Annotated in this window: 20 protein-coding genes and 1 CRISPR repeat array; of the genes, 16 read left to right on the top strand and 4 right to left on the bottom strand. The window is 55.9% G+C overall.

Translation table 11 applies throughout. From position 1 onward, the window contains the following. Nucleotides 1-41: 41 nt before the first annotated feature. From ACCW71_RS03780 to mlaA, 8 genes are all read left to right on the top strand, one after another. A complete protein-coding gene (locus tag ACCW71_RS03780) occupies nt 42-782 on the top strand; it encodes a heme ABC transporter permease (protein ID WP_436369754.1) in 741 nt (246 codons plus the stop codon). Continuing rightward, nucleotides 779-1,012 carry a heme exporter protein CcmD gene (ccmD, locus tag ACCW71_RS03785; protein ID WP_436369755.1) on the top strand — a complete coding sequence of 78 codons (234 nt, stop codon included), beginning with the start codon at nt 779-781 and terminating at the stop codon, nt 1,010-1,012. The genes ACCW71_RS03780 and ccmD overlap by 4 nt, the downstream gene beginning before the upstream one ends. Next, nucleotides 1,009-1,494 carry a cytochrome c maturation protein CcmE gene (gene ccmE, locus ACCW71_RS03790; RefSeq protein ID WP_436369756.1) on the top strand — a complete coding sequence of 162 codons (486 nt, stop codon included), beginning with the start codon at nt 1,009-1,011 and terminating at the stop codon, nt 1,492-1,494. Before ccmD ends, ccmE begins: the two co-directional genes overlap by 4 nt. After that, complete coding sequence (locus ACCW71_RS03795; protein WP_436369757.1) at nt 1,491-3,449, top strand: heme lyase CcmF/NrfE family subunit; 1,959 nt, start codon at nt 1,491-1,493, stop codon at nt 3,447-3,449. Before ccmE ends, ACCW71_RS03795 begins: the two co-directional genes overlap by 4 nt. After that, entirely contained in the window at nt 3,446-4,000 is a 555-nt protein-coding gene (locus tag ACCW71_RS03800) for a DsbE family thiol:disulfide interchange protein (RefSeq protein ID WP_436369758.1), read from the top strand. Before ACCW71_RS03795 ends, ACCW71_RS03800 begins: the two co-directional genes overlap by 4 nt. Next, on the top strand, nt 4,000-4,452 hold the full coding sequence (locus ACCW71_RS03805; protein WP_436370161.1) for a cytochrome c-type biogenesis protein: 453 nt from the start codon (nt 4,000-4,002) through the stop codon (nt 4,450-4,452). The genes ACCW71_RS03800 and ACCW71_RS03805 overlap by 1 nt, the downstream gene beginning before the upstream one ends. Further along, the gene (ccmI, locus tag ACCW71_RS03810; RefSeq protein ID WP_436369759.1) at nt 4,452-5,663 is read left to right on the top strand and encodes a c-type cytochrome biogenesis protein CcmI; all 1,212 of its coding nucleotides are present in this window, start codon (nt 4,452-4,454) and stop codon (nt 5,661-5,663) included. Before ACCW71_RS03805 ends, ccmI begins: the two co-directional genes overlap by 1 nt. A 143-nt stretch (nt 5,664-5,806) precedes the next feature. Next, entirely contained in the window at nt 5,807-6,571 is a 765-nt protein-coding gene (gene mlaA / locus ACCW71_RS03815) for a phospholipid-binding lipoprotein MlaA (RefSeq protein ID WP_436369760.1), read from the top strand. Between the two features lie 362 nt (nt 6,572-6,933). Beyond that, a CRISPR array of direct repeats spans nt 6,934-8,062; the repeat unit is 29 nt; unit sequence GTGTTCCCCGCGTGAGCGGGGATAAACCG. A 612-nt stretch (nt 8,063-8,674) separates the two neighbouring features. On the opposite strand, the gene ACCW71_RS03820 is transcribed toward mlaA, so the two are convergent. The 3 genes from ACCW71_RS03820 to fadL form a co-directional block, all read right to left on the bottom strand. Further along, a complete protein-coding gene (locus tag ACCW71_RS03820) occupies nt 8,675-9,634 on the bottom strand; it encodes a type II restriction endonuclease (RefSeq protein WP_436369761.1) in 960 nt (319 codons plus the stop codon). Between the two features lies 1 nt (nt 9,635). Further along, nucleotides 9,636-10,715 carry a DNA adenine methylase gene (locus tag ACCW71_RS03825; RefSeq protein WP_436369762.1) on the bottom strand — a complete coding sequence of 360 codons (1,080 nt, stop codon included), beginning with the start codon at nt 10,713-10,715 and terminating at the stop codon, nt 9,636-9,638. A gap of 535 nt (nt 10,716-11,250) precedes the next feature. Next, nucleotides 11,251-12,534 (bottom strand): long-chain fatty acid transporter FadL, encoded by a 1,284-nt coding sequence (fadL, locus tag ACCW71_RS03830; protein WP_436369763.1) that lies wholly within the window; start codon nt 12,532-12,534, stop codon nt 11,251-11,253. Between the two features lie 359 nt (nt 12,535-12,893). On the opposite strand from fadL, the gene ACCW71_RS03835 reads away from it, so the two are divergent. From ACCW71_RS03835 to sixA, 4 genes are all read left to right on the top strand, one after another. Beyond that, nucleotides 12,894-13,190, top strand: coding sequence for a YfcZ/YiiS family protein (locus ACCW71_RS03835; protein ID WP_436369764.1), 297 nt, complete (start codon nt 12,894-12,896; stop codon nt 13,188-13,190). 159 nt (nt 13,191-13,349) lie between these two features. Further along, entirely contained in the window at nt 13,350-14,660 is a 1,311-nt protein-coding gene (fadI, locus tag ACCW71_RS03840; RefSeq protein WP_436369765.1) for an acetyl-CoA C-acyltransferase FadI, read from the top strand. Continuing rightward, nucleotides 14,660-16,756, top strand: a complete 2,097-nt coding sequence (fadJ, locus tag ACCW71_RS03845) for a fatty acid oxidation complex subunit alpha FadJ (protein ID WP_436369766.1) — start codon at nt 14,660-14,662, stop codon at nt 16,754-16,756. Before fadI ends, fadJ begins: the two co-directional genes overlap by 1 nt. Nucleotides 16,757-16,980: 224 nt before the next feature. Continuing rightward, nucleotides 16,981-17,463 (top strand): phosphohistidine phosphatase SixA, encoded by a 483-nt coding sequence (gene sixA, locus ACCW71_RS03850; RefSeq protein ID WP_436369767.1) that lies wholly within the window; start codon nt 16,981-16,983, stop codon nt 17,461-17,463. 31 nt (nt 17,464-17,494) lie between these two features. On the opposite strand, the gene smrB is transcribed toward sixA, so the two are convergent. After that, nucleotides 17,495-18,043 carry an endonuclease SmrB gene (gene smrB / locus ACCW71_RS03855; protein ID WP_436369768.1) on the bottom strand — a complete coding sequence of 183 codons (549 nt, stop codon included), beginning with the start codon at nt 18,041-18,043 and terminating at the stop codon, nt 17,495-17,497. 159 nt (nt 18,044-18,202) lie between these two features. On the opposite strand from smrB, the gene prmB reads away from it, so the two are divergent. Genes prmB through ACCW71_RS03875 form a run of 4 tightly spaced genes read left to right on the top strand, consistent with a single transcriptional unit; the run spans nt 18,203 to nt 21,908 of the window. After that, nucleotides 18,203-19,135, top strand: a complete 933-nt coding sequence (gene prmB / locus ACCW71_RS03860) for a 50S ribosomal protein L3 N(5)-glutamine methyltransferase (RefSeq protein ID WP_436369769.1) — start codon at nt 18,203-18,205, stop codon at nt 19,133-19,135. Nucleotides 19,136-19,181: 46 nt separating this feature from the next. Then, nucleotides 19,182-20,267 carry a chorismate synthase gene (aroC, locus tag ACCW71_RS03865; RefSeq protein WP_436369770.1) on the top strand — a complete coding sequence of 362 codons (1,086 nt, stop codon included), beginning with the start codon at nt 19,182-19,184 and terminating at the stop codon, nt 20,265-20,267. 4 nt (nt 20,268-20,271) lie between these two features. Next, entirely contained in the window at nt 20,272-21,096 is an 825-nt protein-coding gene (gene mepA, locus ACCW71_RS03870) for a penicillin-insensitive murein endopeptidase (RefSeq protein WP_436369771.1), read from the top strand. Nucleotides 21,097-21,104: 8 nt separating this feature from the next. Further along, nucleotides 21,105-21,908 carry a sulfite exporter TauE/SafE family protein gene (locus ACCW71_RS03875; protein ID WP_436369772.1) on the top strand — a complete coding sequence of 268 codons (804 nt, stop codon included), beginning with the start codon at nt 21,105-21,107 and terminating at the stop codon, nt 21,906-21,908. Nucleotides 21,909-21,919 lie beyond the last annotated feature (11 nt).

Genomic DNA, 21,919 nt, shown 5'->3' on the forward strand with positions numbered 1-21,919 from the left:
AAACGCGGCAACACTTTTTATCGTTAATGTGAGCACTTGATATGTGGAAAGCGTTACATCAACTGGCCCGACCCGAACGGCTCTATCAGCTGGCGGGACGCCTGTTGCCGTGGTTCGCCATCGCTGGCCTGGCGGCGTTGCTGCTCGGCTGGATCTGGGGGTTCGGCTTCGCCCCCGCTGACTATCAGCAGGGCGACAGCTTTCGCATCATGTACCTGCATGTGCCCGCCGCAATGTGGTCGATGGGGATTTATGCCTCAATGGCAATCGCCGCCTTTATCGGCCTGGTGTGGCAGATGAAGATGGCGGATCTGGTTGCCGCCGCGATGGCCCCGGTAGGCGCGGTCTTTACTTTTATTGCGCTGGTCACCGGATCGGCGTGGGGCAAACCGATGTGGGGCACCTGGTGGATCTGGGACGCGCGCCTCACCTCCGAACTGGTGCTGCTGTTCCTCTATATGGGTGTTATTGCGCTCTATCACGCCTTTGACGATCGCCGCACGGCTGGCCGGGCCGCCGGGGTGCTGATTCTGGTTGGTGTGGTTAATCTGCCGATCATCCACTTCTCGGTGCAATGGTGGAACACCCTGCATCAGGGCTCGTCGGGCATCTTACAGCAGGCGATTGCGCCGGTGATGCGTACCCCGCTGCGCTGGTCGATAGTCGGTTATCTGCTGCTGTTTATCACGCTCACCCTGATGCGGTTACGTAATCTGATTTTATTCACCGAACGCCATCGCCCGTGGGCGATTGATCTGGCCAAACGAGGAGAAAAAGCATGACGCCGGCATTTTCCTCCTGGCACGCCTTTTTCGCGATGGGCGGTTACGCCTTTTATGTCTGGCTGGCGGTCGCCTGCACGCTGCTCCCGATTGCCGGGCTGACGCTGCACACGTGGCTGCTACGCCGTCGCTTACTGGCTGAGATCCGCCAGCGGGAAGCGCGGGAACGGCGCGTACGGGTAGCGAAAACCAAAAAAGCCGCGGCTGAAGCGGCAGGAGAGACTCTGTGAATATCCGTCGACGTAATCGCCTCTATGCAGCGGTGGCGATTCTGGCTGGTCTTGGCCTGGCGACTGCGCTGGTGATGTATGCGCTGCGTTCCAATATCGACCTGTTCTATACCCCCGGTGAAATCCTCTATGGCAAAGGCGAGTCGCATGAGAAGCCCGAAGCGGGGCAGCGATTGCGGGTGGGTGGTATGGTGATGCCCGGCAGCGTCCGGCGCGATCCAAAAACCCTTGCCGTCTCGTTCAAACTCTATGATGCCCGTGGCGTGGTCAGCGTCAGTTTTGAAGGCATTCTGCCGGATCTGTTCCGGGAAGGGCAGGGCGTGGTAGCGCAGGGCGTACTGGCATCTGGTAACCAGATTGTCGCCAAAGAGGTGCTGGCGAAACATGATGAGAAATATACGCCGCCGGAAATTGAAGACGCGATGAAAAATAATCACAACGGGCCGCAGTCGCTCTCTCTGGCGGGAAGTAAAGCCTCATGATGCCGGAGATTGGAACCTTTCTGCTCTGCCTGGCGCTGAGCCTCTCCCTGCTGCTGAGCAGCTATCCGCTGTGGGGTGCGGTGCGCCAGGATGCCCGTCTGATGGCGATGGCACGCCCGCTGGCCTGCGTGGTGTTTGTCTGCATCGCCGCCGCCTTTGCGCTGCTGATCTGGGCCTTTATCAGCAACGATTTTACCGTTGCCTATGTTGCCACTAACTCCAACAGTCTGCTGCCGGTTTATTACCGCATCGCCGCCACCTGGGGCGCGCACGAAGGCTCGCTGCTGCTGTGGGTCCTGCTGCTCAGCACCTGGACCTTAGCGGTGGCGATATTCAGCCGTGATATGCCGCAGGATGCGCTGGCGCGCGTACTGGCGGTAATGGGGATGATCAATTTTGGTTTCCTGCTGTTTATCCTGCTGACGTCGAACCCGTTTGGCCGCACGCTGCCGGACTTCCCGATAGAGGGACACGATCTCAATCCGATGTTGCAGGATATTGGTCTGATCTTCCATCCACCGCTGCTCTATATGGGCTATGTCGGTTTCTCGGTGGCGTTTGCCTTTGCGATTGCCTCGCTCATGGCCGGACGGCTCGATACCGCCTGGGCGCGCTGGTCGCGTCCCTGGACCACCGCCGCCTGGGTCTTTCTGACCATCGGTATCGTGCTGGGATCGGCCTGGGCCTATTACGAGCTGGGCTGGGGCGGCTGGTGGTTCTGGGACCCGGTAGAAAATGCGTCGTTTATGCCGTGGCTGGCGGGCACCGCCTTGATGCACTCGCTGGCGGTGACTGAAAAGCGCGGCACCTTTAAAGCCTGGACCGTGCTGTTAGCGATCACCGCGTTTTCGCTGAGCCTGCTGGGGACTTTCCTGGTGCGCTCCGGGGTGCTGGTCTCGGTGCACGCTTTCGCCTCCGATCCGGCACGCGGCATGTTTATTCTCGCCTTTCTGGTGATTGTGATCGGCAGTTCGCTGCTGCTCTATGCGATTAAAGGCGGTCAGGTGCGAGGCCGGGTCCAGAATGAAACCTGGTCACGCGAATCCTTTCTGCTCGGCAACAATGTGCTGCTGATCGCCGCCATGCTGGTGGTGCTGCTCGGCACGCTCCTGCCGCTGATACACAAACAGCTGGGCCTCGGCAGCATCTCGGTGGGGGAGCCGTTCTTTAATACGCTGTTTGGCTGGCTGATGGCACCCTTCGCCCTGCTGATGGGCATCGGGCCGCTGGTGCGCTGGCGGCGCGATGAGCCGCAGAAGCTGGCCAAACGGCTGGCGCTGGCATTGATTGTCACTCTGGCCAGCTCGATGATCCTTCCCTGGTGGTTGCAGGACCGGATTGCGGCGATGACCGTGGTGGGTCTGCTGATGTCACTCTGGATTATCGTGCTGACGCTGATGGAGCTGCATGAGCGCGCCACCCATCGTCATCGGTTGCTGGCTGGCCTGCGCCATCTGTCGCGCAGCCACTGGGGCATGGTGCTGGGTCATCTCGGCGTCGGCGTTACGGTAATTGGCATCGCCTTCAGTACCCAGTACAGCGTGGAGCGGGATGTGCGCATGAAGGCCGGTGACAGCGTGGATATTCATCACTATCACTTTGTGTTTCGTGGGGTACAGGAGCTGCTGGGTCCGAACTACAGTGGCGGCATGGGGATTATCGACGTGACGCGCAACGGCAAACCCGAGGCGACGTTGCAGGCAGAGAAGCGCTTCTACACCGCCGCACGAACCATGATGACTGAAGCGGCGATAGATGGTGGCTTCAGCCGCGATCTATACGCGGCGCTGGGCGAAGAGCTGGAGGATGGCAGCTGGGCCGTGCGCATCTATTACAAACCTTTTGTCCGCTGGATCTGGTTCGGCGGCGCGCTGATGGCGCTGGGCGGGCTGTTCTGCCTGCTCGATCCCCGTTATCGTGTACGCAAGAAAGCGGGACGTGAGGAGCTGGCATGAACAAGAAAATCCTGTTTATCCCGCTGGTGCTGTTTCTGCTGCTGGCGGCGGCGCTGCTGTGGCAGTTGACGCGCAATGCGGATGGTGACGATCCGACCCGTCTTGAATCTGCGCTGATTGGCAAACCTGTGCCACTGTTCCGGCTGGAAGCGCTTGATCAGCCGGGCAAAACCTATGACCAGCGGGTGCTGACAGATGGCAAACCGATGTTGCTGAACGTCTGGGCGACCTGGTGCCCGACCTGTCGCGCTGAGCATCAGTATCTGAATACGCTGGCGCAGCAGGGCATCCGGGTGGTGGGGCTGAACTATAAGGATGACCGCAACAAGGCGGTCAACTGGCTGAACACCCTGGGTAATCCCTATGCGCTGAGCCTCTATGATGGCAATGGCATGCTGGGGCTGGATCTCGGCGTCTACGGCGCACCGGAAACCTTTCTGATCGACGGCAACGGGATTATCCGTTATCGCCATGCGGGCGATCTCAACGCGCGCGTCTGGAACCAGGAAGTAAAACCGCTGTGGATCAAATACAGCGGGGAGGCGGGATGATGAGAGGGTTGTTACTGATTTGCACGCTGCTGTTAAGCGGTAGCCTGTGGGCCACCATCGATACGTTGCAGTTCGATTCCGTGGCGCAGGAAGAGCAATATCGCGATCTGACCGCCTCGCTGCGCTGCCCGAAATGCCAGAACAACAGCATCGCCGACTCTAACGCGATGATTGCCGCTGATATGCGGCTGAAAGTCTATCAGCTGATGAAGCAGGGCCAGAGTCGCCAGCAAATCATCGATTATATGGTGGCGCGTTACGGCAACTTCGTCAGCTATTCGCCTCCGGTCACGCCATCGACGCTGATTTTATGGGTTGGCCCGGCACTGTTCGTACTGCTGGGCGGTTGCATCATTATCCTGCGTAGCCGCCGGCGTCAGAGCAGCAGCGCGCTGGATGAACATGAGCAACAGCGTCTTGAAGCGCTACTGAAGTCAGACAGGAAGCCGTAATGAGTGCATTTTGGATCACCCTTATTGGGCTATTACTGGCGGCCTGCACGCTGTTTATGGCGGCGGGCTGGCGGCAACGTCAGGCCAGCGCAGGCGATCGCGATCGTCTTAATCAGCGCTTCTATCACCAGCGGCTGAGTGAACTGGTGCAGGACGAAGAGCAGGGCGTGGTTGCTGAACGGCCGCTGCTGGAGCGGGAGTTACAGCAGACGCTGCTGGATGACATCCCGCCCGCACAGCGATTGCAGCGGCACAGCAGCCAGCGCTGGGTCCTGCTGCCGGGTCTGCTTGTGCTGATTATTGTTTCGCTGGGCACTTATCTGAAAACTGGCGGCCTGACGCAGCTCACCGGCTGGACGGAGGTGCAGGCGGCCTATCCTGCATTGCGTGCCCGGCTGATGGACCCTGGCGCGAAACCTTTAAGCATGGAGGAGCTGGCGCGGTTAGAGCTCGGACTGCGTACCGCTCTGCAAACCGAACCGGGTAATCTGGACGACTGGGCGATGCTGGGGCGGCTCGGCATGGTGCTGAATAAAGCCGATATTGCCAGCCAGGCGTTTGAACGGGCACTCCAGCTGGCTCCCAACGATCTGGCGCTGAAGCAGGATTATGCGGAAGTCCTGACGCGATCTCCCGATCCGGCGGATAACCGTCAGGCCTCTCTGCTGCTGCAAAGCCTGCGAAAAGCGGATCCGCACAACCCGCGCACCCTCAGCCTGCTGGCGTTTAATGCCTACGGACAGCAGCAGTATGATGAGGCGATTGCGGCGTGGCAGACCCTGCTGGATCAGCTCCCGGCGGGTGACGCCCGGCACGCGATGATCGCCCGCAGTATTGAGCAGGCCAGAACGGCCGCCGGGCAGCAGAGCAGCCAGCTGGCGCTGAAGATTAGCCTGGCGCCGCAGGCAGAAAAAATGTTACCGCAAGGCGGAGTGTTGTATATTTCCGTTTCTGACGGTGTTTCACCGGTGCCGGTGGCAGTCAAGCGGATACCGCTGAGCCACTTCCCGTTATCGCTGACGCTGGATGACAGTAACGCGATGATGGCAGATCGCCTGCTTTCGGCGCAGCATCAGGTGGCGGTGCGGGTGCGCATTGCCCGCGACGGCAGCGCCAACCCTCAGTCGGGCGACTGGCTGGGCCAGAGTGCGGTGACGCCCTGGGATGGCCATCAGCCGATCGCGGTAGAGATTAATCAGCAGCTGCCCTGAATCTGATCAGGTTCAGAGAATGATAAGTGCCATTGCCTGCTGCCTCTGGCACAAAGTTAGCTATGCTCATGGGTAAGCGATCCGACACCGGGCTGCAACCTGAACGATGGCTTGCCCTTTTTCATCCGCACAGGGAGATTGGAATGAATTATCGCCTGACCAGCCTGGCTGTCGCCAGCGTCCTTCTGGTGGGTTGTGCCAGTTCAAAGCCAGCAAATAGCGATCCTGCCCAGCGCAGCGATCCGTTTGAAGGCTTTAACCGCACGATGTTTAACTTTAACTACAACGTGCTGGACCCCTATGTGCTGCGTCCGGTGGCAGTCGCCTGGCGCGACTATGTGCCGGTTCCGGCGCGTACCGGTCTGAGTAATTTTCTCGGTAACCTGGAGGAGCCCGCCAGCATGGTCAATGCCATTCTGGTCGGTGACGGACGTGACGCAGGCGTTCACTTTACCCGTTTCTTCCTGAACAGCGTGCTGGGACTGGGTGGTTTTATCGACGTTGCCGGAAAAGCCAACCCGCAGCTGGCGCGTGAAGAGCCGCATCGCTTCGGCACCACTCTGGGTCACTATGGCGTGGGCTACGGTCCTTATGTGGAGCTGCCCGCCTACGGTAGCTTTACGGTGCGTCAGGATGGCGGCGATTATGTTGATACGCTCTATCCGATCCTCGGCTGGCTGACCTGGCCGATGTCGATTGGTAAGTGGACGCTGGAAGGGATCGAGACCCGCGCCCAACTGCTGGATTCAGATGGTATTCTGAAACAGCAGAGCGACCCTTACGCCTTTATCCGCAACGCCTATTTCCAGCGTCATGACTTCCTGGCACGCGGCGGTAAGCTCAAGCCGGAAGATAATCCTAACGCCGCAGCGATTCAGGATGACCTGAAGGATATTGACGCGCAGTAATCTCAGCGCGACTCGCAGCAGTTGCTTTGCGGTTGCTGATAAAGGCTGGCCCGGTCTGCTGTAAGACCGGGCCAGCACTGGAAACCGCTGCAAAGCGGAAATATGCAACAGCCGATTCTTTATCATCCCATCTTCACCATTTATGGCGCTGCGTGCTTTTCTATTCTCTTCCTGATTAATACAAAGCGATCTGATTTCTTCCGCTTCAGGCTGTTATTAACTTTCATCCCCTCGATGTGGGCCGTTGTTTGACAGATTTACTGCCTGAGAATAACGCTGTATTTGAGTTAAATGCGGGTATAAAATTTGGTGGAATTTTTGGGTGTGAAAAAACGCTTTGTTATCAGTCGTATAATTTTAGAGTGTTCCCCGCGTGAGCGGGGATAAACCGCCAGGCGAGTTTATGGACCTGCCACCAGCGGTGTGTTCCCCGCGTGAGCGGGGATAAACCGGCTCTCTGTTCGTTATCGGTGCTCGTCCTAAGGTGTTCCCCGCGTGAGCGGGGATAAACCGGATGCGATCAATACGGACAACAAAGGTGCATCGTGTTCCCCGCGTGAGCGGGGATAAACCGCCTCGTCCGGCATATCTACTCCTTATACGGCCGTGTTCCCCGCGTGAGCGGGGATAAACCGTACGTCTCCGATCGTAACGTCAACGTGAATGAGTGTTCCCCGCGTGAGCGGGGATAAACCGGGAAGCATCGGCTGTGAGACACTCCCTGTTGGGTGTTACCCGCATGAGCGGGGATAAACCGAACACGTATTACTGTTTTTTTTGCTTGCAAGTGTGTTCCCCGCGCGAGCGGGGATAAACCGAATTTGGCAGGCTAACCGGATGGAGCACCCCAGTGTTCCCCGCGCGAGCGGGGATAAACCGGGGAGTTCTATAAACTCACCGGCGCAACGGATGTGTTCCCCGCGCGAGCGGGGATAAACCGGGTAAATATATGAACAGGAATAATTCTACAATTGTGTTCCCAGCGCGAGCGGGGATAAACCGCACCCAGGTTTACACCCGTATCTTTGCTTTGGAGTGTTCCCCGCGCGAGCGGGGATAAACCGGATATATTCGCCTGGTAGGTCTGGATGCGGTCGTGTTCCCCGCGCGAGCGGGGATAAACCAGATGTTGAGCAGATTGGCAGCATCGTGAGCAGGTGTTCCCCGCGCGAGCGGGGATAAACCGAACTGTGGGCGGGCGTTACTGGCGGAGACTATGTGTTCCCCGCGCGAGCGGGGATAAACCGAGGCCTCTAGCAATATGATTGCCGGTATCTTCGTGTTTCCCGCGCGAGCGGGGATAAACCGTTTGAAGCCTCATCCTCTGCGATTACAGCAACGTGTTCCCCGCGCGAGCGGGAATAAACCGTAACCGCAATCAATGGAGGTGGCGGTAAATTTGTGTTCCCCGCGCGAGTGGGGATAAACCGAGGGTGACTGTGCACAGACCGCGAAAATGTTGGTGTTCCCCGCGCGAGCGGGGATAAACCTCTCTATATCTTCCCCAGACTTTGTCGTTGTTTTGATGTGCAGTAAAAAGTGGAAAGGAAGGTAAGCAGTAGCCATGAAGTAGGTAACCACAAAGGAAATATGAATATCGAATGATACGGATACGGTCAGACGCTGACGAAATTACGCTTCCCCGATCATTCACTCACTTCGTCTGGTCATAACTCTGCGGCGCGCGTTATGGATTAACGCCGGAAAGGTTTGGGTTTTGACCTGCTGAACTGAGCCTGCTGCCGCTCCTCGGGCTTTATTTGCATCTTCCAGCACAAGATCAATAAAGCTCCCTTTTACGCTGAGTTCAGACCGCTAATTCCCCAGGCTTCGCCCTCCTGATGAGCATCACAAAAACCGGCTGATTTCCGGTGTTCTGGGAGAAGCCCGACAGGACTCAAAGATACCGGGCGTTTTACCCTGGCCACTCACTCGTGCGCTCTGCTGTTACCACAGTACAGAGTAACAGGTGTCTATTCGTTATCAGGACCGCGTCTTCATATCCCACGCCGGTAACTGAATCCTGCTGAGGTGTTTCGCTCCAGGCCGGGCTTAGTGCGTAAACTCCCCGTTCAGCCCGACGACCACGGCTTGTTCAGGCTACTAACTATTCTGAAGTGAATGCAACCATTGTTTAAACGTCTGTAGGTTTTTGTAGATCGGCTCATCTTGCCCTAAAATTGTAGCCATATCTTTTGTTTGATATTGCATCCAGTATTTGTCAAATTGCGTTTCACCAGATTCGCCATACTCCCTAAAAAACAGTCCTTCTCCGTTTAAAAGCCTCTTGATTAAAGTTTCGGAGCCAATGTTTTTTGTATTCCCACTTCCAGGCCGATCTACTGCCAGCTTCCATTTTTCCTGGAAAAAGAAATCGAACCTTCTGGCAACGGAAACTATTGATTCGAAATTATCCAGATTATATGAGTTAAGCTCATCAACTAAATAAGAGTCTATAGTCTCCCTGTAATCAGAAATACTATTAGGGTAGTGAGCGGCCAACAAGTTCCAGTTATCGTCGCTCGCATTGTTCATGTAGGTTATCAGCAGCTTACGCTTAGATGCGGTTAACTTAAAACCATTATCAGTTAACAGGCTTGTTATACTGTCTATGTCGCTGCGCGAATAGATAACACCTAATACATAGTGTTTCTTATAGGTTTCGTAAGGAAACAGAACATTCTTATATGAGGTTCTGTTTCTGAAGTATCCAGTAAATGCACCCAGCGTCATGCCATTGACGGATTCATCTGTTATTCTATAAGTTGTTTTTAAGTCGACGGCATATTTGTTTCCTTCGGCATCGATGAAGGTAACGTCGGGGTAATAATTTTGATGCGGAGGAAGCCTTATTGTTAACTTATTCTCTTTAGCAAAGCGCAGCAGGCATGGGAATATCATTATCTCAATTACTTTAGAGATAACCTTAGTGTCAGTCGTGATAGAATATATGTTTTTATAGGTATCAATAAAGCCTTTAACAGACCAGTCTGTAGTTCCAGGAACGGTTAAAGCTTCTTTAAGTTCTGGCAAAAAATCTACAAATTTCTCATGAAAATCCATTTTAAACCCCTACAATTAGCACTTCTCTGACATCTGTTTTTTTGGATAACGCATATTTATAATCCACATGCTTCACATCTACACATTTCCCTATCGAGCGCAAAAAGGCCACTATTTCATCAATGCCAGGAATACCATCTTCTCTGTAAGAAATAGCGATTTTTCCATCCTTAAATTTTTCTATGCAGCTAAAAAATTCTTTTGATATAAGCTTTCTATCCTCCCATGGAGACTTAATCTTTAGCATCCCCCTGTTTTTACTATTAAAATCGACTCTTGGCGCCCAGTCATCATAGAGAGTCAGTCCTTCAAGAAAATGATAGAAGTCCATGTACATAGTAAGACTGCCTTTTTGTGGGACATAAGGCGGATCCAGATAGACTAAATCAGCTTTAATATCACCGCTAATGAGATTGGCAACATCATTATTAATAGCCTGGTTTGTTTTTTTATTATCAAAAACAGCAAGGTTTGCCTGTTTAATGAAGTTCAGAAAATGAACGTCGAAAGGTTTGTCCCATGTGGCTTTATTTCCGAAACTTCTTTTTACATCAGCTGTTCTGACGTTGAGGTTATTTCGGTGAAAAAGATTGTAAGGCCTTTTGGATAAGCAGGCCTGGAATAAGGCCCAAAATAAAAGAGATCTTTTGTATTCATTGTCAACTCTATGGATGTTTTGAGTGACAGTATCCAGCCATAGGTTTTCATCCTTTAAATAATATATCCCTTCAAAGTTATCGCTGATGAAATTTTTATATGAAAAGGCTGGATCTCTCTTAAAAACAAACTGAATATCTTCTTCATTAATGGTTACAGAACGGTTTTCAATGAATGCTTTCGCTATTTGATAATTGAAATTCATCTTATCGTTAGCAATAACAGACTTCCCCATTGCTTTAAACATATAGGCGACAGAGGATGTACCGGAAAAGGCATCAAGGACGGTGTCAAATTCTAAGGGAGCTAATGAAGCCGCTATCCATTTGGTTAGTTTGTATTTGCTACCCTGATAGCGGGTTTTGGGGAAAATCCCGGCCTGAAAACTGTCGTGAGAAAATAAATCATTGAAAGCCAAGCTCATATTTCACCAAAACTCTTTATTATATAAAGCACCCATTACCCGAATGCTTGTTAAAAATTGAACAGTCGTATTAAATTATCATTGTAGTAGCATTTTTGCTTAATACACCCTGTTAACAACTGCGTCATGCCCACAGAATTTACCATAACATCTCTCCAACGACATTAAAACCACATCTCCTCACTTAAAAGCATAGCTCTACGTCCCGGACTCCAGCAAAATAATCAGGCGAAAAGGGGGGTGGGTTAAAGCCTGACCACCGCCAGTCAGGTGCTGGCTCTGTGCGGTCTTACCCTGTGCAACGGCTACCCGATAAGCGTGCCACAAAGCGGTCTCCCCGGTGAAGTACGTTTGCCAGGGTCTGTCCCAGCATCCACACCATCAGGATCGAAACAGAACGGCCTGACGCTGATCGCTCCGCTCCCGTTTTTTGCTGCACCAGGCATGCTCTGCGCCTGAAAAGGCTAAACCACTATTTGCCAGCAGCAAAAAAGGGCGACTCACCAGAGTCGCCCTTTTTGATCGTCTCAGCTCATCAGAACTTATAGTTAAAGTTAGCGCCGTAGAGCCAGGCTTTACCTTCGGAATTGAAGGTATAAGGGCCTTCTTTCACGGTGACCTTCTGCCCATGCATATAAGAGATACCCAGGTCTACTGAGGCGTCGTCGTTAAAGGCGTAGGAGGTACCGGCGCTCAGCCATAAACGATCCTGATCCGGGATGGAAATAGTGCGTTTATCAGCCGGAACCGGACTGTCATCAAAGGCGATACCGGTACGGAACGTCCAGTTTTTGTCGTAGAAATAGGTGGTGCCGAGCGCGATGCGGTAGGCATCGTGGTAGCTTTCATCTTTATAGAACAGCGTCTGCCCGTTGGAACCGGTCGCTTTCAGCTCCTGGAACTGGCTCCAGCTGGTGTAAGCCATGCTGTAGTGAACCGCCCACTGCGGCGCCACTTTATGCCAGCCCGACACTTCCCACATCTCCGGCAGATTCAGGGTTAACGCACCCGGAATGGTGGTGCCATTGGTACCAAAAGGCACGCCCGATACTTCCGGGTTATTCACCGCATTCAGCCGGGAAGAGAGATTACTTTTGTAATCACCATCAAAGTCGACTTTCACTTCCGAACGATAGGTAAAGCCGAAGCGGTTATTTTCATCCACTTCATACAGGATACCGGCGTTCCAGCCGTAGCCCCACTCATCACCTTTCAGGTGGGCAACCTGGGTATCGGCCGGAACGCCCAACCTTGCGCCAGATTCGCCCGCGTAACGCTCAATCTTCGCTTTGGCGTAAACCGCGTCAAAACCCACCCCGACACTGAAATGCTCATTCAGCCGGTAAGCGGTGCTGAGATTAAAATTGCCGGTCATCAGGTCAGTTTTACCGCCATAACCACCGGCGGTATAACCATTATTAAACTCTGTTGCTAAGCCGTAGTTGGACGTGGCAGACGCGCCAATCCACCACTGATCGTTAATAGGCTGAACGTAATGGATGTTTGGCACCCACTGATTCGGGGCAATATTGCTGGCATCCAGACTGCGGCCGCTCGGGCTGCGACCACTGATATTCACATCCGGGTCGATATAGACCGCCCCGATGGAAAACGCCGGACGATCCATTAACGCCATCGTCGCCGGGTTACGGCTGGCTGACGCTGCCGTATCGCCCATTGCGCCTTCGCCTGAATATGCGCGACCTAAACCAATCGTAGAAAATTCATTTAACTGAAACCCAGCTGCGTAAACGTGTGAAGAAACAAGCGCTATTGCAGCTGCCACGGCTGACTTTGCAAACAGGTTTTTATGGTTCATGACCACAACCTCATGTGAATTATTATTTAACGCTATAACGTCGCGTAACAAAGGACGGCGGATTGTAGGGACTGATGTAAAACGCACATATCAGACCAGTGCGGAGAGTATAGGTCCGACCTGTGTGCATGTTGCAATATTGTTTTTAAAATATTTCAGGGTTGATCGCTTAAAATTCGATCTGCATAACAAAACTGCCCTGATTCTGCACAGCATACCGATTCCAGTTTGTTCTGGATCAATTTTTATTGTGATATTCGTCGCTTAGCGCCGGGTTCGTGGCGCATTGCCAGGCCAGCGGGTAAAATTCTGGTCGTAAAATTGCTCATCACCCCCAGATTGCTGGTCAGGAGAATAAAATGACTGATGCCATTAAAAAATGCAGTGCGACGGAAACCGCAGCCTGTTGTTGTGTCGATGTCGGCACCGTAATGGATAACACCGATTGCACCGCCAGCTGGTCAGAGTGGTTTGCCCGCCGTGCCGATGCCGAGGCTAAATTAGCGCAGCTGACCCAACGGGCGCGTGAGGTGGAATCAGAACCCTGTCTGATTGAGTCGCGCTTCAGCGAGGTGGACCATGGCGTGCAGCTGGATATCGATTTTACCTTCAGCTGTCAGGCTGAAACCCTGATTTTTCAGCTCGGTTTGCGCTAAATTCCTCAACGCCGCTTTCACTGCGGCGTTTTTCATTTTCGTGTTTCTCTTCGCACTTTTTCCTTTCCGGTATTGGCGGCTCACCCGCTTGTGGTTAACACTGATCAGGTCAGACCTCTTCAGGCAATGATGCCACAGCCCCGACCACAGGTGAGAACAATGAGTAAAGCGCAGCCGCTGCTGACACGTGAGGGTGAACGCATCGCCATCACCCACGGATTACGCACCCCTTTTCTCCGCCAGGCGACCGGCTTTCATGGCATTCCGGCCGTTGAGCTGGGACGAATGGTGGTCAGTGAACTTATGGCGCGCAGCGAACTGCCGGTTGAGGTGATAGAACAGCTGGTGTTTGGCCAGGTCGTGCAGATGCCGGAAGCGCCTAATATCGCAAGAGAAATTGTACTGAGCAGCGGGCTGAGTGTGCATACCGACGCCTACAGCGTCAGCCGCGCCTGCGCCACCAGTTTTCAGGCCGTCGCTAATCTGGCAGAAAGCCTGCTGGCAGGCACGGTCTCGGCGGGCATCGCCGGGGGCGCGGACTCCTCCTCTGTGCTGCCAATTGGCGTCAGTAAAACCCTGGCGCGGGCGCTGGTCGATCTCAACAAAGCCCGCACTCTCGGGCAGAAATTCCAGATACTGCGTCGTCTGCGTCCGCGCGACCTGTTACCGGTGCCGCCTGCGGTGGCGGAATACTCCACTGGCCTGCGGATGGGCGACACGGCTGAGCAGATGGCGAAGAGCCACAGTATCAGCCGCGAGGCGCAGGATGCGCTGGCGCTGCGTTCCCATCAGCGCGCCGCCAAAGCCTGGCAATCCGGGGTACTGAATCAGGAAGTGATGCCAGCCTTTGTGCCGCCGTGGAAAGCCGCCATTGCCCAGGACAATAACGTGCGTATGGAGGCGAAAGCGGAAGATTACGCCCGGCTGCGTCCGGCGTTTGATCGGCAGCACGGCAGTGTGACCGCCGCCAACAGTACGCCGCTGACCGATGGCGCGGCGGCGGTGATATTAATGCGCGAAGGACGCGCCCGCGAACTGGGCATCCGGCCGCTGGGCTATCTGCGCAGCTACGCTTTTACCGCGATTGCGGTACAGCAGGATATGCTGCTGGGACCAGCTTACGCCTCTCCGCTGGCGCTGGATCGTGCCGGACTGACGCTGGCCGACCTGACGCTGATCGACATGCATGAAGCCTTTGCCGCCCAGACCCTGAGTAACCTTCAGCTGTTTCGTGATGAACGTTTTGCCCGCGAGGTGCTGAATCGTCCTCATGCGCTGGGTGAAGTCAACGAAGAGCGCTTTAACGTGCTGGGCGGATCGATCGCCTATGGTCATCCTTTTGCCGCCACGGGCGCACGGATGATCACTCAGACGCTCAATGAATTGCGGCGGCGCGGCGGCGGGTTAGGGCTGGTTACCGCCTGCGCGGCGGGCGGTCTGGGTGCGGCAATGGTTCTGGAGGCCGAATAATGGAACAGAATGCCTTTCAATTAAAGATGCGACTCGATCACGTTGGCATCATTACTATCGACGTGCCCGGCGAGAAGATGAACACCCTGAAAGCGGAATTCGCTGAACAGATCACCGCCATCATTGCCGAAGCACGCCGCGACCCGCAGCTGGCGGGGCTGGTGCTGATTTCCGGCAAAGCGGATAACTTTATTGCCGGTGCGGACATCAGCATGATCGATCGCTGCCAGAGCGCACAGGAAGCGGAAGCGCTGGCCAGGCAGGGGCAGGAGGTAATGGCGGCGCTTGACGCACTGCCATTCCCGGTGGTGGCGGCAATCCACGGAGCCTGTCTCGGTGGCGGCCTGGAGCTGGCGCTGGCCTGCGATGCGCGGATCTGTTCGCTGGATGATAAAACCCGTCTCGGCCTGCCGGAAGTGCAGCTTGGCTTACTGCCCGGCTCCGGTGGCACTCAGCGCTTACCCCGTTTGATCGGGGTGCAGCAGGCGCTGCCGCTGATCCTGACCGGCAAAAGTTTGCGGGCAAAACAGGCGCGTAAGCTGGGCGTGGTGGATGATGCCGTACCGCAGTCGATTTTACTGGAGACCGCCATCGCGCGGGTGAAAAAGGGCAAGGTCAGCGGGCGAACGCTGCCGCTGTGGGATCGGCTGCTGCACGGCCCGATCGCCCGTCAGGCGCTGTTTGCACTGGCCAGCCGCCAGACCTCCGCGAAAACCCAGGGCAACTACCCGGCGGCGAAACGCATTATTGAGGTGGTGCGCATCGGGCTGGAGCAGGGCAGTCAGGCCGGACATCAGGCTGAAGCGCGCGCCTTTGGTGAACTGGCGATGACGCCAGAATCTGTTGCGCTGCGCGGGCTGTTTTTCGCCACCACCGCCATGAAAAAGGAGCGGGGCGGTGAAGCGGAGCCCGCCGCGCTGAAAAGCGTCGCTATCCTCGGCGGCGGGCTGATGGGCGGCGGCATCGCCAGCGTCACCGCCATCAACGCCGGGTTGCCGGTACGCATTAAAGACATCAGCCTCGACGGTGTGAACCATGCGTTGAAAACCAGCTGGGAACTGCTGAGTAAAAAGGTCAGGCGGCGTCAGCTGACGGCGGCACAGCGCCAGCAGCAGATGGCACGCATTACCGGCGGGATCGATTATCAGGGCTTTGCGCAGCGCGACGTAGTGATTGAGGCGGTCTTTGAAGATTTAGCGCTGAAGCAGCAGATGGTCAGTGAGGTGGAAGCGCACTGTCAGCCGCACACCCTGTTTGCCTCCAATACTTCTTCACTGCCGATTGCGGACATTGCCGCCCATGCGCAGCGCCCTGAGAATGTTATCGGGCTGCACTATTTCAGCCCGGTGGAGAAAATGCCGCTGGTGGAGGTGATACCCCATCTCAATACCGCCACGTCGACGCTGGTCACCACGATAGCGCTGGCGCGTCGTCAGGGGAAAACGCCAATTGTGGTGGCGGACAAGCCGGGCTTTTATGTTAACCGCATCCTGACACCCTATATAAATGAAGCGATGCGCTGTCTGCTGGAGGGGGAGCCGATTGAACATATCGATCGGGCGCTGGTGAAGTTTGGCTTTCCGGTTGGCCCGATTCAGCTGCTGGATGAAGTGGGTATTGATGTGGGCAGTAAAATCAGCCCGATCCTGCATCAGGCTTATGGCGAACGTTTTGCCGCCCCGGCCGCCTTTGACGCGGTGCTGAACGACGGCCGCAAAGGGCGTAAAAACAACAAAGGTTTTTATCGCTATGACCAGCCGCGCTGGCAGCGTAAAAAACCGGATGCCTCACTTTATGCCCTGCTGAAGATCACGCCACAGGCGAAACAGAGTGAGGCGGAGATCGCCGAGCGTTGCGTCATGATGATGCTGAATGAGGCGGCGCGCTGTCTGGATGAGCAGGTGATCCGCTGCGCGCGCGACGGCGATATTGGCGCGGTGTTTGGCATCGGTTTTCCGCCTTTTCTCGGTGGTCCGTTTCACTACATGGAGCAATTAGGACCGGCTGAGCTGGTCAATCGGTTAACCCGGCTTACGCAGCGGCATGGGGAACGCTTTGCACCCTGCGACGCGCTGAATCAGGCGGTCAAAGAATAGACGAAATTTTACATTTCTCTGTGAAATAGAATAACCACTCCGATTCAGCGGGTTAGAAACAGGGGGTCAGAGTGTGCGGCGCAGCATGATTCTGAGAAGTGCTTATTTAATAAACAACCGGTTGACTATACTGAAGCCATTAGGGTAAAACACAGCGTTCATTCGCAGAGTGAAGAGTCAGGCGCGATGCGTCGGGCGATGTCGACAAACAACAGCGGTGCTTTATGCAAGTTTTTATCATGCGTCACGGCGATGCGGCTCTGGAAGCAGCCAGTGATTCAGTCAGGCCTTTAACCTTATGTGGCTGCAATGAATCACGCCAGATGGCCAACTGGCTTAACAGCCAGACGCCAGATATTGAGCGTGTCCTGGTGAGTCCCTATTTACGCGCGCAGCAAACGCTCGCGACCGTGCGTGAAGCCTTTCCCCTGCCGGAAGATCAGGATGTTTTACCGGAACTGACGCCGGGCGGCGATCCAGGGCTGGTAGGATGCTATCTGCAAACCCTGGCGAATGAGGGAGTGAAATCGGTACTGGTGATTTCACATCTGCCGCTGGTGGGTTACCTGGTTTCAGAACTCTGCCCGCAGGAAGCGCCGCCGATGTTTGCCACCTCCGCCATCGCCTGCGTCGAGTTCGAACCGGCGCAGCATGCCGGGAAACTGCTGTGGCAGGTCAGCCCGAAAAAGCTGGCGAAAGCGATGTGACCGCAGGGGGCCGGGATCGCCGGCCCCGCTCTCAGGGCAGCTCAGGCGGTTGCCACTCCTCAATCTCAATCAATACCAGCAGCGCGGCATCACCGCCGAACATTTTCGGTGCCTGGTGAAATGCCATCACCCACGGATGCTGGGCCAGCCACAGCGGCGTCTGCTGCTTCAGAATATGTTTTCCATGACCGGTCATGACGCTGGCGCAGAACAGATGTTCACGGCGACAGGCGGCGATCAGCGCCCCCAGCTCCTGCTTGGCCTGCTGCTGCGTTAAGCCATGCAGATCGAGGAAAATCTCTGGCGTATAGTCGCCACGCCGCAGTTTTTTCAGCTCAAAATGGCTGACATCGGCGCGCACGTAGCGGGTCGCCCCTTCGGTGGAGAGCAGCGGCTGAAACTCATCCGAAAAATAGTGGCTGTTGTCCGCCTGCTCTGAGAGCAGACGCTTTACCGGCACCTCACGGGTTTTCACCCGCGGTTTGTGCACAAAAGTATCCTGCTTTAACTGGCGCGTCCCGGTCATTAACTGACGAAACAGCGCCTGATCATCCTGGCTTAATGGCGTTTTTTTACTCATGGCGGGTCAGTCATATCTGAAAAGGCTGTCACACAGCAGAGCCGCTACCTTACCGTTAAGTGTCATTAAATGTCAGCTTTTTCACCTTGCTGCGCTGAATTCTCTGCGGCTTCATGGCACACTATCGGCCGATTTAGCAAAAGGCCTGCGGAGGGCTACGTGGACAAAATTTTCGTCGATGAGGCAGTGAATGAACTGCACACCATTCAGGATATGCTGCGCTGGGCGGTAAGCCGCTTTTCCGCTGCCGGAATCTGGTACGGACATGGCACAGACAATCCCTGGGACGAAGCCGTTCAACTGGTCCTGCCGTCACTCTGGCTGCCGCTGGATATTCCTGAAGATATGCGCAATGCGCGTCTGACCGCCAGTGAACGTCTCTTGATCGTCGAGCGCGTCATCCGTCGCGTTAACGAGCGTATCCCGGTCGCCTATCTGACCAATAAGGCCTGGTTCTGCGGCCACGAATTCTTTGTTGATGAGCGTGTGCTGGTGCCGCGTTCACCGATTGGTGAACTGATTGAACACCGTTTCGCCGGCCTGGTCAGTGAAAAGCCGCGCCATATTCTGGATATGTGTACCGGCAGCGGCTGTATCGCCATTGCCTGTGCTTACGCCTTCCCGGAAGCGGAAGTGGATGCCGTGGACATCTCCACTGGCGCGCTGGCGGTGGCGGAGCAGAATATTGAAGAGCATGGTCTGATCCACCAGGTGACGCCGATCCGCGCCGATCTGTTCCGCGAACTGCCGCCGCTGAAGTACGATCTGATCGTCACCAATCCGCCCTATGTGGATGCGGAAGATATGGATGACCTGCCGAACGAATATCGCCATGAGCCGGAGCTGGGCCTGGCCGCGGGCAGCGATGGGCTAAAGCTGGTGCGGCGCATTCTGGCCTGCGCGCCAGACTACCTCAGCGAGCAGGGCGTACTGGTCTGCGAAGTGGGCAACAGCATGGTGCATATGATTGAGCAATATCCCGATGTGCCCTTTACCTGGCTGGAGTTCGACAACGGCGGTGACGGCGTCTTTACCCTGACGCGCCAGCAGATTGTCGACGCACAACATCATTTCTCTTTCTATAAAGACTAAAAAGCGGGGCGAAGCATCGCCCGCCGCACTCTGACAAGGAATCAGCATGGCCGGAAACAGCATCGGGCAATTTTTTCGAGTAACCACCTTTGGCGAGTCTCACGGTCTTGCGCTGGGCTGCATTGTTGACGGCGTACCGCCGGGCATCCCGCTGACCGAAGCGGATATTCAGCACGATCTCGATCGCCGCCGTCCGGGAACCTCGCGCTATACCACCCAGCGCCGCGAACCGGATCAGGTGAAAATTTTGTCCGGTGTGTTTGAAGGGGTGACAACCGGCACCTCGATTGGCCTGCTGATTGAGAACACCGATCAGCGCTCGCAGGATTATGGCGCCATCAAGGATCTCTTCCGTCCGGGTCATGCCGATTACACCTACGAGCAGAAGTATGGTCAGCGCGACTACCGCGGCGGAGGACGTTCGTCGGCGCGCGAAACCGCGATGCGCGTCGCCGCCGGTGCGATTGCCAAGAAATATCTGCAAATGAAACACGGTGTGGTGGTGCGTGGCTATCTGGCACAGATTGGTGACGTCGCCTGTGAGCTGAAAGACTGGAGCATCGTGGAACAGAATCCGTTTTTCTGCCCGGATGCGGAGAAGCTGGACGCGCTGGACGAACTGATGCGCGGACTGAAGAAAGAGGGCGACTCGATTGGCGCTAAAGTCACGGTGATGGCGGAAAACGTGCCACCAGGCCTGGGCGAGCCGGTGTTTGACCGGCTGGATGCCGATCTGGCGCACGCGCTGATGAGCATCAACGCGGTGAAAGGGGTGGAGATTGGTGACGGTTTCGCGGTGGTCAATCAGCGCGGCAGTCAGCATCGCGACGAGATCCGTCACGACGGTTTTCAGAGCAATCACGCTGGCGGCATTCTGGGCGGCATCAGCAGCGGCCAGACCATCAGTGCCAATCTGGCGATGAAGCCGACCTCCAGCATCACCGTGCCGGGTAAAACCATCACCCGCGACGGCGAAGAGGTAGAGATGATCACCAAAGGCCGTCACGATCCCTGCGTCGGGATCCGCGCGGTGCCGATCGCCGAGGCGATGATGGCGATCGTGCTGATGGATCATCTGCTGCGTCAGCGGGCGCAGAACGGTGACGTTCACTGCACTGTGCCGCGCTGGTGATGCCATGAAAGCTCTCCTGCTTACGCTTAGTGCGCTGCTGTTCAGCGCCGCCAGCCTGGCGGCGACGCCGTGGCAGCGCATTCAGCAGCCGATCAGCGGTGCGCCGCAGTCGATCGGCGGCTTTGCCAACGGCTGCATTATCGGTGCCCAGGCGCTGCCGCTGAATTCACCCGATTATCAGGTGATGCGTCAGGATCAGCGGCGCTATTTCGGTCATCCCGATCTGATTCAGTTTATCCAGCGCCTCAGTACTCAGGTTCACAACCTGCAACTCGGCAACGTGCTGATTGGTGATATGGGTATGGCGGCCGGTGGCCGTTTCAGCAGCGGTCACGCCAGCCATCAGACCGGCCTGGATGTTGACATCTGGCTGCAACTGCCGAAAACCCGCTGGAGTTCGCAGCAGCTGCTGAAGCCGCAGCCGCTGGATCTGGTGGGGCCGGGTGACAAAAATGTGATTGCGCGCCACTGGCAGCCGGAGATTGACAGTCTGATTAAACTGGCGGCGAAAGATGAGGATGTGACGCGCATCTTTGTTAATCCGGCGATTAAAAAACAGCTTTGTGCCGATGCGGGCGCTGATCGTGACTGGCTGCGTAAAGTCCGTCCGTGGTTCGCCCACCGCGCGCATATGCATGTGCGGTTGCGCTGTCCGGCGGGCAGCACCGGATGCGAAGAGCAGCCATCACCGCCAGCGGGCGACGGCTGTGGCGCAGAGCTACAGAGCTGGTTCCTGCCGAAACAGCCGGGCTCTGGCGCGCCAGTGAAGCGTGAGCCGCCACCGTTACCGCCTGCCTGTCAGGCCCTGCTGGATAAACATCTTCTGTAAGGGATCCCATGGATTGGTTTGTCGTCAGCCCGCTGCTGGTCGGGTTACTGTTTCTGATCGCGATGCTTGCCGGTTTTATCGATTCCATTGCCGGGGGCGGTGGGCTGCTGACCGTACCTTCTCTGCTGGCGGCGGGGCTCTCTCCGGCGCAGGCGCTGGCGACCAATAAGCTGCAATCGGTGGGCGGTTCCTTCTCAGCCAGCCTCTACTTTATCCGGCGCGGTGCGGTGAAGCTGAATGAGCAGTGGCTGAATATCGCCATGACGCTGATCGGCTCGGTGCTGGGCGCGATACTGATTCAGCGTTTGCAGGCGGACTTTCTGCGCCAGATGCTGCCGCTGTTTTTAATCGCTATCGGTCTGTGGTTCCTGCTGATGCCGCGCCTCGGTGAAGAGGATCGCGCACGTCGTCTGCACGGTCTCGCCTATGCGCTGGTGGGCGGCGGCGCTATCGGCTTCTATGACGGCTTTTTCGGACCGGGCGCAGGCTCCTTTTATGCGCTGGCGTTTGTCACGCTCTGCGGCTACAACCTCGCCAAAGCCACCGCCCATGCTAAAATCCTGAACTTCACCTCTAACCTCGGCAGCCTGCTGTTCTTTATTTTCGGCGGCAAAGTGGTGTGGGGAACGGGCCTGGTCATGATGCTGGGGGCGTTCTGCGGCGCGCGGCTGGGTGCACGGCTGGTGCTGAGCCGCGGACAAAAGCTGATTCGCCCGATGGTGGTGATTGTCTCCGCCGTCATGAGCATTAAACTGCTGTGGGACAGCCACGGCAGCGCCGTTCTGGCGTGGTTCGCCACGCTGCAATCGTAACTTTTACCTGA

The sequence above is a fragment of the Pantoea sp. C2G6 genome (genome assembly GCF_051336815.1).
Taxonomy (GTDB): Bacteria; Pseudomonadota; Gammaproteobacteria; order Enterobacterales; family Enterobacteriaceae; genus Pantoea.

What these genes read in the sequence shown, in the direction of transcription:
- ACCW71_RS03780 (WP_436369754.1), top strand. Translation starts at nt 42, where the DNA reads ATGTGGAAAGCGTTACATCAACTGGCCCGACCCGAACGGCTCTATCAG.
- ccmD (WP_436369755.1), top strand. Translation starts at nt 779, where the DNA reads ATGACGCCGGCATTTTCCTCCTGGCACGCCTTTTTCGCGATGGGCGGT.
- ACCW71_RS03795 (WP_436369757.1), top strand. Translation starts at nt 1,491, where the DNA reads ATGATGCCGGAGATTGGAACCTTTCTGCTCTGCCTGGCGCTGAGCCTC.
- ACCW71_RS03800 (WP_436369758.1), top strand. Translation starts at nt 3,446, where the DNA reads ATGAACAAGAAAATCCTGTTTATCCCGCTGGTGCTGTTTCTGCTGCTG.
- ACCW71_RS03805 (WP_436370161.1), top strand. Translation starts at nt 4,000, where the DNA reads ATGAGAGGGTTGTTACTGATTTGCACGCTGCTGTTAAGCGGTAGCCTG.
- ccmI (WP_436369759.1), top strand. Translation starts at nt 4,452, where the DNA reads ATGAGTGCATTTTGGATCACCCTTATTGGGCTATTACTGGCGGCCTGC.
- mlaA (WP_436369760.1), top strand. Translation starts at nt 5,807, where the DNA reads ATGAATTATCGCCTGACCAGCCTGGCTGTCGCCAGCGTCCTTCTGGTG.
- ACCW71_RS03820 (WP_436369761.1), bottom strand. Translation starts at nt 9,634, where the DNA reads ATGGATTTTCATGAGAAATTTGTAGATTTTTTGCCAGAACTTAAAGAA.
- ACCW71_RS03825 (WP_436369762.1), bottom strand. Translation starts at nt 10,715, where the DNA reads ATGAGCTTGGCTTTCAATGATTTATTTTCTCACGACAGTTTTCAGGCC.
- fadL (WP_436369763.1), bottom strand. Translation starts at nt 12,534, where the DNA reads ATGAACCATAAAAACCTGTTTGCAAAGTCAGCCGTGGCAGCTGCAATA.
- ACCW71_RS03835 (WP_436369764.1), top strand. Translation starts at nt 12,894, where the DNA reads ATGACTGATGCCATTAAAAAATGCAGTGCGACGGAAACCGCAGCCTGT.
- fadI (WP_436369765.1), top strand. Translation starts at nt 13,350, where the DNA reads ATGAGTAAAGCGCAGCCGCTGCTGACACGTGAGGGTGAACGCATCGCC.
- fadJ (WP_436369766.1), top strand. Translation starts at nt 14,660, where the DNA reads ATGGAACAGAATGCCTTTCAATTAAAGATGCGACTCGATCACGTTGGC.
- sixA (WP_436369767.1), top strand. Translation starts at nt 16,981, where the DNA reads ATGCAAGTTTTTATCATGCGTCACGGCGATGCGGCTCTGGAAGCAGCC.
- smrB (WP_436369768.1), bottom strand. Translation starts at nt 18,043, where the DNA reads ATGAGTAAAAAAACGCCATTAAGCCAGGATGATCAGGCGCTGTTTCGT.
- aroC (WP_436369770.1), top strand. Translation starts at nt 19,182, where the DNA reads ATGGCCGGAAACAGCATCGGGCAATTTTTTCGAGTAACCACCTTTGGC.
- mepA (WP_436369771.1), top strand. Translation starts at nt 20,272, where the DNA reads ATGAAAGCTCTCCTGCTTACGCTTAGTGCGCTGCTGTTCAGCGCCGCC.
- ACCW71_RS03875 (WP_436369772.1), top strand. Translation starts at nt 21,105, where the DNA reads ATGGATTGGTTTGTCGTCAGCCCGCTGCTGGTCGGGTTACTGTTTCTG.